The organism is Bradyrhizobium sp. Ash2021 (genome assembly GCF_031202265.1).
GTDB lineage: Bacteria > Pseudomonadota > Alphaproteobacteria > Rhizobiales > Xanthobacteraceae > Bradyrhizobium.
Map to the genome: position 1 here is coordinate 6,625,581 of NZ_CP100604.1, position 12,905 is coordinate 6,638,485.

11 protein-coding genes and 2 pseudogenes are annotated in these 12,905 nt (G+C 61.8%); 7 read left to right on the top strand and 6 right to left on the bottom strand.

Annotation, left to right across the window (positions count from 1 at the left end):
• The first annotated feature begins 26 nt into the window (after positions 1–26).
• The 4 genes and pseudogenes from NL528_RS32035 to NL528_RS47260 form a co-directional block, all read left to right on the top strand.
• Positions 27–815 carry a GntR family transcriptional regulator gene (locus NL528_RS32035; RefSeq protein ID WP_309178377.1) on the top strand — a complete coding sequence of 263 codons (789 nt, stop codon included), beginning with the start codon at positions 27–29 and terminating at the stop codon, positions 813–815.
• Positions 816–877: 62 nt separating this feature from the next.
• Entirely contained in the window at positions 878–3,841 is a 2,964-nt protein-coding gene (locus NL528_RS32040; RefSeq protein ID WP_309178378.1) for an FAD-linked oxidase C-terminal domain-containing protein, read from the top strand.
• 14 nt (positions 3,842–3,855) lie between these two features.
• Positions 3,856–4,284 (top strand): heme-binding protein, encoded by a 429-nt coding sequence (locus tag NL528_RS32045; RefSeq protein ID WP_309178379.1) that lies wholly within the window; start codon positions 3,856–3,858, stop codon positions 4,282–4,284.
• Positions 4,285–4,687: 403 nt separating this feature from the next.
• Positions 4,688–4,900: pseudogene (locus NL528_RS47260) on the top strand (glycosyltransferase); the annotation flags it as partial.
• Between the two features lie 34 nt (positions 4,901–4,934).
• On the opposite strand, the pseudogene NL528_RS32055 reads toward NL528_RS47260, so the two are convergent.
• The 6 genes and pseudogenes from NL528_RS32055 to NL528_RS32080 all read right to left on the bottom strand — a co-directional run.
• A pseudogene (locus NL528_RS32055) lies at positions 4,935–5,176 on the bottom strand (conjugal transfer protein TraG); the annotation flags it as partial.
• Between the two features lie 385 nt (positions 5,177–5,561).
• Entirely contained in the window at positions 5,562–6,704 is a 1,143-nt protein-coding gene (locus tag NL528_RS32060) for a GSU2403 family nucleotidyltransferase fold protein (RefSeq protein ID WP_375143911.1), read from the bottom strand.
• Positions 6,705–6,810: 106 nt separating this feature from the next.
• Positions 6,811–7,299 (bottom strand): DUF3363 domain-containing protein, encoded by a 489-nt coding sequence (locus NL528_RS32065; protein ID WP_309178382.1) that lies wholly within the window; start codon positions 7,297–7,299, stop codon positions 6,811–6,813.
• Positions 7,236–7,673 (bottom strand): DUF3363 domain-containing protein, encoded by a 438-nt coding sequence (locus NL528_RS32070; RefSeq protein WP_309178383.1) that lies wholly within the window; start codon positions 7,671–7,673, stop codon positions 7,236–7,238. The genes NL528_RS32065 and NL528_RS32070 overlap by 64 nt, the downstream gene beginning before the upstream one ends.
• Positions 7,570–9,078, bottom strand: coding sequence for a hypothetical protein (locus NL528_RS32075; RefSeq protein WP_309178384.1), 1,509 nt, complete (start codon positions 9,076–9,078; stop codon positions 7,570–7,572). The genes NL528_RS32070 and NL528_RS32075 overlap by 104 nt, the downstream gene beginning before the upstream one ends.
• A gap of 270 nt (positions 9,079–9,348) precedes the next feature.
• On the bottom strand, positions 9,349–9,960 hold the full coding sequence (locus NL528_RS32080) for a UbiX family flavin prenyltransferase (RefSeq protein ID WP_309178385.1): 612 nt from the start codon (positions 9,958–9,960) through the stop codon (positions 9,349–9,351).
• A 208-nt stretch (positions 9,961–10,168) separates the two neighbouring features.
• On the opposite strand from NL528_RS32080, the gene NL528_RS32085 reads away from it, so the two are divergent.
• From NL528_RS32085 to NL528_RS32095, 3 genes are read left to right on the top strand one after another with little or no spacing between them, the layout of a single operon-like run.
• A complete protein-coding gene (locus tag NL528_RS32085) occupies positions 10,169–10,963 on the top strand; it encodes an ABC transporter ATP-binding protein (RefSeq protein ID WP_309178386.1) in 795 nt (264 codons plus the stop codon).
• A 16-nt stretch (positions 10,964–10,979) separates the two neighbouring features.
• Positions 10,980–11,828, top strand: a complete 849-nt coding sequence (locus NL528_RS32090; RefSeq protein WP_309178387.1) for an ABC transporter permease — start codon at positions 10,980–10,982, stop codon at positions 11,826–11,828.
• A gap of 29 nt (positions 11,829–11,857) precedes the next feature.
• Entirely contained in the window at positions 11,858–12,898 is a 1,041-nt protein-coding gene (locus NL528_RS32095; protein WP_309178388.1) for an ABC transporter substrate-binding protein, read from the top strand.
• Positions 12,899–12,905: the final 7 nt, after the last annotated feature.

The following is a 12,905-nucleotide window of genomic DNA, read 5'->3' on the forward strand; positions in this document are numbered from 1 at the left end:
GCGCGTTCGAGGCCTATTCTCCTGCTATGAAACCGCTGATTCCCCACGATACCGATTCGACAACGCTTGCAGGCGGCACGAGTCCCGGCCGCGAAGACCAATCCCTGCACGACGAGATCCTGACGCGCCTGCGCGACCACATCGTCGAAGGCAACATTCCGGACGGCAGCCGCGTTCCCGAACGCCAGCTTTGCGAGATGCTTGGCATCTCGCGTACGCCGTTGCGCGAGGCCCTGAAAGTATTGGCGTCCGAAGGGCTGGTGGAATTGCTACCCAACCGCGGCGCTCGCGTCCGGCAATTGAGCGAGCACGATCTCGCCGAACTGTTCGACGTCATGGGCGGGCTCGAAGCCCTGGCTGGCCGTCTCGCCTGCGAAAACATCACCGATACCGAAATCGCCGAGATCGAGCGGCTGCATTACGAGATGTACGGATTCTACCTGAACCGCGACATGCACGGCTATTTCCGCGTCAATCAGCTGATCCACCACAAGATCGTCGAAGCCTCGCGCAACACAACGCTGCGAAATACTTACGCCAACTTCGCCGGCCGCATTCGCCGGGTCCGCTACTCCGCCAATTTTGCCCGCAAGCGCGAGCGGTGGGGGGAAGCCATGCGCGAACACGAGACCATCCTCGACGCACTGCGTCGCCGCGCTGGTAGCGAACTCAGCGACATTCTGTTTATACATTTGCGCAACAAGCGGACTGCTGCCGTCGAACATCTGAAGGACGGCGTCGCCGTCGAGGCCGGACAGGGCGCCGCTCACGAGCCTAGCAGTTTTGAATTCAAAATGGAAACAAAGACAAAATAATTGCATTTATTTCACCGCCCAAGTACGAGCGAGCGACGTTTGCAGGTAGCAGCGGGGGTGGAATGTCCAACAAAGGCTCAGTGACGCTCGAAAACAGGCTTGCCCGCGAGATTACCGGCGACGTGTTCTTCGACGCGTTCAATCGCGGCCGCTATGCGACCGACGCCTCGTTCTACCAGATCATGCCCTTTGGGGTGGTGGTCCCCCGGACCATGGACGAGGCGCTGCTGGCGCTCGCCATCGCCAAGGATGCGGGCCGGATCGTTACCCCGCGCGGCGGCGGCACCTCGCAATGCGGCCAGACCGTCAATGAGGGGATCGTCGTCGACTTTTCCAAACACCTGAACCGCATCCTCTCGCTCGATGTCGAAGGCCGAACTTGCGTGGTTGAACCCGGCATCGTGCTCGACGATCTCAACCGGCAACTCAAAAAACACGGGCTGTGGTTTCCGGTCGACGTCTCCACGGCCTCGCGCGCCACGATCGGCGGGATGGCCGGCAATAATTCCTGCGGCGGACGTTCGCTCAGATACGGCACCATGCGCGACAACACGCGCGCGATGGACGCTGCGCTGGCCGACGGCACGCGGCTGCATTTTGGCGAGGTGCCGCGCGATCTGGCGCGGGTGAATTCGCCCGAGAGCGGACTTGCCCTGTTTCGCGATATGCTCGATCTCGGCGAGCGCGAGGCCACGGAGATCGCCGAAAAATTCCCCAAGGTGCAACGCCGGGTCGGTGGCTACAATCTCGACGCGCTGGTGCCGCGCAATACGCCCAACAATCTGGCGCATCTTCTGGTCGGCTCCGAAGGGACGCTGGCCTTCACTACCCAGGTCGAGCTCAAGCTGTGGCCGGTGATCCGCAGCAAGGTGCTGGGTGTGTGCCATTTCGGCAGCTTCTACGAGGCGATGGATGCCGCCCAGCATCTGGTGAAACTGCGTCCGATCGCAGTCGAGCTGGTCGACCGCACGATGATTGCGCTTGGACGGGACATTGCGATGTTCAGGCCGGTGATCGATGCGACCGTGCGCGGTGATCCCGATGCGCTGCTGATCGTCGAATTCGCGGAGGAAGATCAGGCTGACAATCTGCAAAAACTCAAGCAGCTTTCCGAGCTGATGTCGGATCTCGGCTTCGGCTGGAACAATTCGCAACGCAAATGGGGCGGTGTGGTCGATGTCGTCGAGCCCGCGACGCAAGCGGCGATTTCGGATTTCCGCACGTCCGGCCTCAACGTCATGATGTCGATGAAGCAGGAAGGCAAGCCGGTCTCCTTTGTCGAGGATTGCGCAGTGCCGCTGCCGCATCTCGCGGACTATACCGAGCGCCTGAATGCCATCTTCGCCAGGCACGGCACCCGCGGCACCATGTATGCGCATGCGTCCGAAGGCTGCCTGCATGTGCGCCCCGTGCTCAACCTCAAGCTGGAGAAAGACGTCAAGGCGATGCGCGCCATCGCCGAGGAAACGTTCGAGATGGTGCGCGAATACAAGGGGTCGCACTCCGGCGAGCATGGCGACGGCCTGGTCCGCTCCGAATTCCATGAAGCGATGTTCGGCTCGCGCATCGTTGCCGACTTCAGGGAGGTCAAGCAGCGCTTCGACCCCGACAACGTCCTCAATCCCGGCAAGATCGTCGATCCGCCCAAAATGGACGACCGGGTGCTGTTCCGCTATCCGCCGGACTACCGCATCGATGAACTGAGAACCGCGCTGGACTGGTCGGCCTATCCCGGCGCCGGCGGCGGATTCCAGGGCGCGGTCGAGATGTGCAACAACAATGGCGCCTGCCGCAAGCTCGAGGGCGGCGTGATGTGCCCGTCCTATCGCGCAACCCGCAACGAGGAGGACGTCACGCGAGGCCGCGCCAATACGTTGCGGCTGGCGATCTCAGGCCAGCTCGGACCGGACGCACTCTCCTCCGACGGGATGATGCATGCGCTGAAACTCTGCGTATCCTGCAAGGCTTGCCGCCACGAGTGCCCAACCGGCGTCGATATGGCCAAGATGAAGATCGAAGTTTTGGCCGCGCGTGCGGCCAAGCACGGTCTTTCGCTGCGCGACCGGCTGGTCGGCTATCTCCCGCGCTATGCCGGCCTGGCGTCGCGCCTCGCCCCGCTTGCCAACTGGCGCAACCGCAGTCCGGCGTTGCGAAGGCTGTTCGAGAGATTTGCCGGTATCAGCGCGCGACGCGCACTGCCTGCGTTCCGGCGTGACATTTTCAAACCCGATGCCGAGGTGATCGGGCCCATCGATGGCCGCGAAGTCGTGCTGTTCGCCGACACTTTCAACCGGGCCTATGAGCGGGAAAATCTGGACGCCGCGCTCCGCGTGCTGGTCGGAGCCGGATACAGGGTGCACATGCCGAAGCCCGCAGACGGAACCCGGCCGTTGTGTTGCGGGCGGACGTTCCTCTCGGCGGGTCTCGTCGATGAAGCCCGCGGGGAATTGAACCGGCTGGTCGCGACCTACGCGCCGTTTGCGGCGCGCGGCGTGTCGATCGTCGGACTTGAGCCAAGTTGCCTGCTGACGCTCCGCGACGAACTGCTATCGCTGCGTTCGGACAATGACGCCCGGAGCGTCAGCGCCCATGCGCTGCTGTTCGAGGAATTTCTGGTACGCGAGGCGGAGGCCGGCCGGCTGCAACTACCACTCGGCTCGATCGCCGGCAAGGCCCTGGTTCATGGCCACTGCCATCAAAAATCCTTCGGTGCCTTCAGGCCGGTCGAACAAGTGCTTCGTCTCGTTCCCGATCTCGCGGTTGAAACCATCGAATCCAGTTGCTGCGGCATGGCCGGCGCGTTCGGCTATGGCGCCGACACCTACCAGACCTCGATGGAAATGGCCGAGCTGTCGCTGCTGCCGGCGGTGCGCCGCGCCGATCAGGCAACCCTGATCGTTGCCGATGGCACCTCTTGCCGGCATCAGATCAAGGATGGCAGCGAGCGCTCCGCGCTTCACGTCGCGCGCGTGCTGGCCATGAGCCTCGACCGCGCAAAAGCCGATTCACCCCCTCACCCGTTGTAAAGGAACCGACCCCCATGGCTGAACTCACCCTCGACGTCGCCCGCAAGATTCTCGATGCTGCGCTCGCGAAAGGCGTCGAGAAAAAGCTTAAACCGCTGGTCATCGCCATTCTCGATGCGCGGGGCTGCGTCAAAATGACCGCGGCGCAGGATGGCACCAGCCTGATGCGGGCCGAGATCGCGCACGGTAAAGCTTATGGTGCGCTCGCGATGGGCATGGGATCGCGGGCGCTGTTTCAGCGCGCACAGGAGCAGGCCTTTTTCATCGACGCCGTGAATACGCTGGCGCAAGGACGCATGGTGCCGGTGCCCGGCGGAGTGCTAATTCAAGACGGCGGCATCCTGCTGGGGGCCGTTGGTGTCAGCGGTGACACCTCGGACAATGACGAGACTTGCGCGGTCGCGGGCATCGAGGCGGCCGGACTGAAGGCGAACGCGGGCTAGCTACCGACCGGCGATCGGCAATTGATCGGATACGGACGGAATGGACGACGAGCTCAGGCAGCAACTTCTGGAACGGCTGAAGGCGATTGAGCAACGGCTCGACGCCTTCGACGCCAGAGCCAGCTGAAGGACGCTTACGCGAGATCGCGCTCCCATCTCAGACGATTGTGGCTGCGTCCGCCGATGTGGACATATGAGCAGCATCCGCCTCGGCCGCTCGACCTGCGTTCGCTGCCGGCGCCGCCAGCCCTGCCGAAACAGCCGCTGCGCATTGCCATCGTAACGCCGAGCTTCAATCACGGCCGTTTCCTGCGCGCGACGGTCGATACGTGCTCGCTCAAAACCATCCGCGGCTATCGTTCATGTCCAGAATGGAGGATCTGTCGACGACACCGTCGATATCCTGAAGAACTATGGCGACAGGATCTCGTGGCGGAGCGAGCCGGATAAAGGGCAGGCAGACGCGATCAACCTGGGGTTCGCAGGCGTCGACTGCGACGTCATGGCGTACCTGAACAGTGACGATACGTTGCTGCCGGGAACGCTTGCTTACGTTGCCGATTTCTTCCAGCGGCGGCCGGACATCGATTTTGTCTATGGGCATCGCATCTTTATCGATTACGCCGGCCGGGAAATCGGCCGCGCGCGCCGCCTGCGGACATGGCGCCAGCACGCTCGAAAATCTCGGGCGCGAGGCCTCGTAGGCAAACCACCACTCAAACAGCCGCCACGGCAGGTAGACTGGATAGCCGGACAGCGTGAACCAGCGCGAGCCGAGACCACCCTGATAGCCAAGTGCGTGAGCCGCCCATTGCGTCGCGCCCCACGTCGAGGTGACGACGATGCCGAACACAACAGCGATCTGACCAACATAGATTTTTGCCGGAAACATTCCCTGCCCCATTCACAGCGTGACGTGAATGGCGCGATGAAAAGGGCGAGAACGATGCACATTCAATCGAAATAAAAATCGCGCTCCGCAACGAAATCCGCGTTGATCAAATGTGTTGAGAAGAGATCACGCATGATTCAACGTCAGCTTATGTCAGGAAACACGTCAATAGAATGTGAGCTGTGTGACGACGCTGGCTCACGCTTTCAGCACCTATCTGGCGGACCATGGACTGCTGGAACATTCTGATCGGAACACCCCGAGTCTGCGTTCTCCACGACCCAGCGATCCGCCGATTCTATTCGGCAATCTTGGGTTTTGAGGCCATTCAGTCATTTTAGCGCCGGCAGCTCGGGACCGGTACGCGGGGCCCGCAATTCGCGCGTCATTTTGCGCGCGGCGTAGAGGCATCGGTTGGCTTATCTGCAAGATCGTAATCGGCGGGGTCGGAGCCGATCTCGGTTACGCCCTTGGCAAGCTCGGTTCGGAACGAATTCTGGAAGCCGTCATCGTAGGTCGCGATGCTAGTGCGGATCGCTGCTCTCCAATGATCGCCGCGATCCCAGGCTTCCGTAAGGGCAGAGGCGAGATCAGCGTGCTGCCGGTTCGCGATCATCGCTTCGATGATTGATCTGGCCTGAAGCCGGTCCTTCGAACTCTTTGCGGTCGCGTCGCGGTCCTCCTTCCGGCGAGATCCAACGATGAGTTTGTGGATGGCGTATCTTTCCGGTGATGGGATGAGGACTGGCACGCCAGCACCGTGCAACAGCACCGCGCGGATTGGCTGGTAGATCAGATAGTCGAGAAAGCGTAGCGGGAATGCCGCCGCCCCGCCCAACGCTGGCATCGGGACTGGCTTCCCTTCCTGGTCGTCGGACCACTGGTTGGGTGTCAGGAATTCCACCTTGAAGTTGCCCCTTGAGACGAATTGGGTTGAGACCCTGCCGTCGATTTGGCTTGGAACCTCGCGAAAGGTCGGGTCGACCTGTCGAAGCACCTCCAGGATGGGTGGCATAGAATCCTTGATAGCCTCCGAGATTTCGTGGAATTGCGCAAAGTCGGCGTCGCCGGTCTGCATGGCGACCGCATCAAGGCGTGTACCGAGCACGGCAGAGTAACATTGGTAGGCAACGGTGCCGACGAGCACTCCCCGTAAGCGGAAGAAGCCGGCCTTCGCCAGTCCTTCCACCACTTGGCCAGTGATCGGCAGGGGGCGCGGTAGATAGGCCTCGCGCGTCAACGTGGAGACGAGGCGGCGACGTCCCTTCAGGTCGGCCTTCAGATCCTTGAACGCCTCGACCCTCTTGGTGATTTCGGGATCGTCCACCGGACCGACGTAGCGGCGATCCTGGGCGCCGCCCTCGGGCTTGGGCGTGTCGAAGTACCAGTATTTCTTGTTCTTGACCTCCACGGCCACGAATCTGCCGTTCGAGGAGAACTCGGAGGTGAAGCTCTCGTCGAGGCTGCGCTGGACCAGTTCGGAATAGAGCGTCTGGTAGGTGATATCGAGACGTTGGGTGGGAGCCATGGCGGATGATCCGTTATACTATTTACGCGAAAATAGTATAATCAATGAACGGCAGGGGCAAGCTAGTTATACTAAAATCGCTAAAATAGTATAATATACTTACATATCAGATACTTAAATAGAACTGACGCCAGCTGACCAAGCCCAAGCCGCGCTTTTGTCCGATCGACCATGAAATTCCTTCACCACCTAGGATACCGGTGACGCTCTGGCCCTTGGCGCGTTCAAGCACAGGCCGCCATGGTACCAGGCTGAATTCCTGCGCGCGCTCGATCAGAGCAAACCGCCCACTGTTCAGCGTCAGCGTCCGCCGATAGGTCCCGGTCAACCGGTCGCCCGCCTTGATCTCAGCAAACCTAAGACCGGTTTCGCCGGCAATCCGCGCACCGACCTCTGCAAGCTCGCGGCGCTCCAGAACTTGCAGCAGATTGCGCGCATAGATGAGGCGACCGCCCTGCTCGCGCGCAAGCCCCTGCTCAAGCAGCCATTGGCGCCGAGCCCGAAGGGCTGTACCGACCTCCGACCCTAGCCCTATCGGTGCGAGCACATCAGCTTCTGCGCCGAGCGGTCGAGATGATCCGGCCCGACCCGCCATTCTCCATCCGGCAACCTCTCAGCGAGGCTCTGCCGCCGCATCGCCTCAAGCCGGCGGACATGGCTTTGGATAAATTCAGCGGACGCGCGCAGGTCGGCGTCGCGATGAAGGTCGGTGCTGTAAAGACCATGATTGCGGGACGCGATCTCCGCGATCGTACGGTCGACCGCCTTCGGGGCGACATGCCGTTTGCTGTCAGTCAACTCGCCGCCCTGCGTTCGAGGCGGGAGACGGACGCATTTATAGAAGCATATCTGCCAAGGACTGACTCTAGCGGTCGGTTGCGTCCATCCCGCCGGCGCAACAGCAGCCTGGCTTTTCGGTGCGAACCGCCGTCCGACACATGCACGAAGACATGATTGGCATATCCGCAAGGGCCATCGCGAGCGCAAGCCTTCTTTGCACGTCAGCCAATTCCTCCACCTCGCCCCGCCGCTGCAGACATTCCGCCAGACCATGTAGCGCCCAAACGTTATCCGGGTGCTGCGCGCACCGTTGAATTCGGCCGCTCAAGCCCAGATCGTCGCGACAGACCTGCTCCGCCTCACCGTATTGACCCTGTTCGGACAGCAGGGCCGCCAGCGCATGCCTTGGTGGATGCATCCAGGCCCACGGCTCGATATATTCGAGGTTATCGTCGCGATCGACGGCTTCCCGTAAGTGAGCATAGCCGACTTCATGCTTACCCCTGTGGTATTCGAGTTCGCCGTCGAGCATCTTCTCGCCCACCGCTAATATGCTGAGGGCGCTGTTGTTGAAGACTTTTCGCTCCGGCGGGATGCGTCTCACACTATCGTGGAACAGCTGTCGCTCGCGGTCGGCGTCGTTGAAACGCTTGAGCGAGGCGTGAGCGATACCCTTGGCGTAATGGTGCATCGCTGTCGAAACCAGATAAAGCCCGGGGTCGTCTGGCAGTGGCGCGTCGATGATTTCCTGCCAGCGTCCGAAACGCACCATCACGTGCAAGCTCATCGAATAGTAGCCTTCGAGACTCGTTGAGAATTTGGGCCGGCCCTTCACCCCAAGAACGTCTTTTGTTAGCATGCCACGCAATTTGTTCGCTGCGGCGATCGAGTCCCCGTATCGGCCCATGAACATGCTGGCATGCATCATCAAAAGGAGATCATGCGCACAAGCCGTCGTGTAGGGGGTGAGGAAGCCGGCATAAGCGAGATATTTGTCGTTTGCCGCTATCGCCCGTTCGCTGGCGATCTGCGCTTTACGGTACTGCCCGCACAAGACATAGACATGTCCCGGCATATGGTTCATGTGACCTGCGTCCGGACACATCGTCGCGAGTGCTACCGCCGAGGCCTTCGCGCGTTCCGGCTCATTCGACATTTCAAGAATATGGATATGCAGATGGAGCAGCGCCGGATGCTTGCTCTTCTCTTGTCGTTGGGCCGCGTCGATCGCGCGCTCGCAGACTTCGAGGGCTTCGATCACGTCGGAATTTCCCGCCGCCAATCCGGTCTTGACGTTCCACAAGCGTCTCGGCGTCCGCATGATTAGGGCTTCGACAAAAAGCGCCGCTACATCGTGATCGTCGCGATGCTGGTGATAGACTCTGCGCAACTCCGCAGCGTAGTCGTCGTCCCAACGATCAAACTCTTCCGGCGGCACCGAATGCGGCCTTTGAACGCGGCATGCCAGCGCCTCGACCAGCCAATTTTCGAGCGCCGTCGCCTTGTGTGTCAGCGCTCGCGCTTGCTGAATGTGCTCGTGGGCTATTCTAGTCGCGGTATTGGCCTCTTCCTCGCTGTGGTCGCGCCAGGTCATATTGTAAAAGGGCCCGCAGCCGAAGGCGATACCCCAATAGGCCATGACGCATTCGGGATCGAATTCGAGCGCCTTTCGGAAGCATTTGACGCCCTCCGCCTTGTTGAATGCAAAGCACCAGTTCAGGCCCAGGTCGAACCAACGCTGTGCTTCCGGCGAGGCCGTCGAGATTGTCCTGGAATGGCTACCAAGGTTGAAACGATCCATCCATTCTAACTCCTGCATAGCGTCTCGGGCTTCCGTGCAAGGCGCGTAACATCGATCGGGCCGTCAGCGTTTCACGGGGCGCGCTCGCAGATCCCGGTCTTCGCCCCAGCGGCGAACGCTGCCCACATCGATCTCGAACAATTCCAGCATCCGTCCTACGGTGTGATCCACCATCTCTTCGATCGATTCCGGCTTGGCATAGAAGGCGGGAACCGGCGGCGCGATGATGGCGCCGACGTCGGACAAGGCGGCCATGGTGCGAAGATGGCCGCCGTGCAGCGGCGTTTCCCGCACCATCAGCACCAGCCGACGGCGTTCCTTCAACGTGACATCGGCAGCCCGCGTCAGCAGGGTCGTCGTCACGCCGGTCGCGATTTCCGACATCGAGCGGATCGAGCACGGCGCGACGATCATGCCGCCGGTAGGGAACGATCCGCTGGCGATGGAAGCTGCCATGTCGTCGATGTCGTGAACCGCGTGCGCGGCCGCCTTGACGTCGGCAATCTTCAGCGCGGTTTCATAGGCAAAGGTAATTTCGGCGGTCTTTGACATCACCAGATGCGCCTCGACGCCGGCGTTGCGCAACAGCTGCAATACGCGCACGCCATAGATGACGCCCGATGCGCCGGAAATGCCGACGACGAGGCGGCGCTGAGCTGGAACCGGGCGGTCCATCAACATCGTTCTCCGGTGGTGCGCCGACAGTACGGCGTACGATCGAGAACAAATGTCCAAGTCAAAACCATCACGTGGCGCATCGGATTTGCCTCGCAATTGCACAAGGGATGCCTATCATCTCCCCTTGCCAAGGGGCAGCCTTTTCAAATATGTCTATACATGTTAGATATGTCTAGACATGATTTACGCGCAGGGCCCGGCCGTCATGAGCGAAGCAGTCCTCTCCTTTGACGCCATCCGACAGGATTTCCCGGCGCCGGGCGCCCAGTCGGCCATCCGGGTGATCGACGGCATAAGCTTCGAGGTCGGGAGCGGTAAATTCGTCGCGGTGATCGGGCCGAGCGGCTGCGGCAAGAGCACCCTGCTGCAGATGGCGGCCGGCCTGTTGATGCCGACGCGCGGCGGCGTGCGCCATCGCGGACGACCCGTCAACGACGTCAATCGCGAGGTCGGCTTCGTGCCGCAGCAGGCCCAGCTGTTTCCCTGGAAAACGCTGGCCGAAAACGTCGAGCTGCCGCTGGTGCTGCGCGGCGTCGCCGGCGCGGAACGCAAGCAGCGTGTCGCCGCGGCGCTGGAAGCCGTCGGCCTCAGCGGTTTCGAACATTATTTTCCCGGCCAGTTGTCCGGCGGCATGCAAAAGCGTGGCTCCATTGCCCGGACATTGGTGTACCGGCCGGACGTCATCCTGATGGACGAGCCGTTCGGCGCGCTCGATGCGCAAACCAGGATGGTAATGCAGGAGGACCTGCAGATGCTGTCGCACGCGGCCGGAGCCACCGTCCTCTTCATCACCCACGACATCACTGAGGCCGTCCTGCTGGCGGACAAGGTCGTGATCATGAGTCAGCGCCCTTCCCGCGTGCTCGCCAATATCGCGATCGACCTGCCGCGGCCGCGCGACGTGTTCGAGCCGTTCCGCAATCCCGGCTTTGATGCCGCCTATGATGCGGTGTGGTCGGTGTTCCGGTCGCAGATCGACATTCGGCAACGGCCGCACTGACAAGGAAGGCAGGACGATGAACGACATCGCCGCCACGGCGACCCCACCGAGCGAGGCCGAGCGGCCGGCGGCCAGGAGGCGCGCATGGTTCGGCAAGGCCCTGCACCGCCTGGCGCTGCTGCTGCCGGGCATCGCGATCTTGGTCTTCTGGCAATGGGCCTCCGGCCGGCTGATCAAGGAGATCTATGTCAGCAAGCCGACCGCGGTCGCGGAGCGGCTGTACGAGCTGTTCAGCTCCGGCGAGATCTATCCGCATTTATGGACCACCGGCCAGGAGCTCGTGCTCGGCTACGTCTTCGGCGTCAGCGCCGGAATTCTGGCCGGCTATGCGCTCGGCCGCTCGCCGCGGCTGGCCAGCATCTTCGAACCCTACGTCATGGCGTTTTACGGCATTCCAAAGATCGCATTGGCGCCACTGTTCATCATCTGGTTCGGCATCGGAATCTGGTCGAAGATCGCGCTCGCCGGGATCATGGTGTTCTTCCTGGTTTTCTACAACGTCTATTCCGGCGTCCGCTCGGTCGATCGCGAACTCGTTAACCTGACGCTGGTGATGGGTGCCAGCCAGCGACAGTTAACCTACCACGTTTATCTTCCCGCTGCCGCGCCCTACGTCCTGCTCGGCATGCGCATGGCCGTGCCCTACAGCGTCATCGGCGTGATCGTTGGCGAGTTCACGTCTTCCACGCAAGGCCTTGGCCTGTTCATCCACGAAGCGTCCTCGACCTACGATCCCGCCGGTGTGTTCGCCGGCATCGTCATCCTTCTCGCCTTCGTGGTCGTGGCCAACATTCTGGCCGGAAAGCTGGAGCGCCGCATCCTGCGCTGGAAAACCCCGATCGCCCACGCACCAAGCGACATCTGAAGGTCAGAAAATACGTGACAGGAGTGAGCATGCAGTCGACCAGAGGCCTGATCCGAGCGCTGACCCTCGCGGCGACATTGTCGTTGCTTCCGACCTTGGCATCGGCCCAGCAAAGCGTCCGCATCGCGCAAGGGTTCGCCTCGCTGAGTTTCCTCCCGCTCTGGGGCGCGCGTGCGCTGAACACATTCGCGCCCGAGGGGCTGACCCACACCGTGCTGAATTCACCCGGCGGCGATCCGGCAGCACTGGCGGCGCTCGACGCCGGCGACGCCGATCTCGCCGCCGTCGGAACCGAATCGGCGCTGCGGGCCGTTGCCAAGGGCCAGCCGTTCGAGATCGTCTATAACCTGATGTCGAAGGTGACCCTCGAGCTCGTGGTGGCGCCTTCCCTTCTGGAAAAGGCCGACGTGAAGGCCGGCGATCCCCTCGAGAAACGAATTGCGGCCCTGAAAGGCGCGACGGTTGGCGTCGCCGCTGTCGGCGGTACCCAGGAGACGGCCGCGCGCTGGCTCGCGGCCAAGGGCGGCCTCAATCCGAAGACCGACATCAAGATCGCCCAGGTCGGTGGTCCCGTCGCGCTGCAGGCGGCGCTGGAAAACAAGCGCATCGATGCGTTCGTGCTGTCGCCGCCGGAAGGCTATCTCGCGGCAAAATCGGACGCCGGCACGATCCTGGTTTTGCTGGGCGACGATTTTCCGCTGCTCGCGCATCAGCCCTATCTGGTCCTGGTCGCCAAGAAGCCGATCGACGACAAGGCATCCGAGCTGATTGCCAAGACCGCGCGGGCCATGCAGGCGGCCAGCACTGCCCTGGTCAAGGAGCCGGAGTCGACTGCGGAGGCGATCCAGAAACAATTCTTTGCCAAAGCCGTTCCCGCGGCCATCGTCGCCGCCGTCAAGGCGATGAACAGCGGCGTCGCCGACGGCGGCAAGCTGGACGTGAAGGCCTTCGAGAACCAGTTCGTGTTTTCCAAGGAAGTCGGCACCGTCTTCGGCAAGGATTTTGACGCGACCGCCTCGGAGAACGATCTCTGGACCAACCAATTCGTGGAGCGCGCGTCCAGGAAATGAGTTGGCA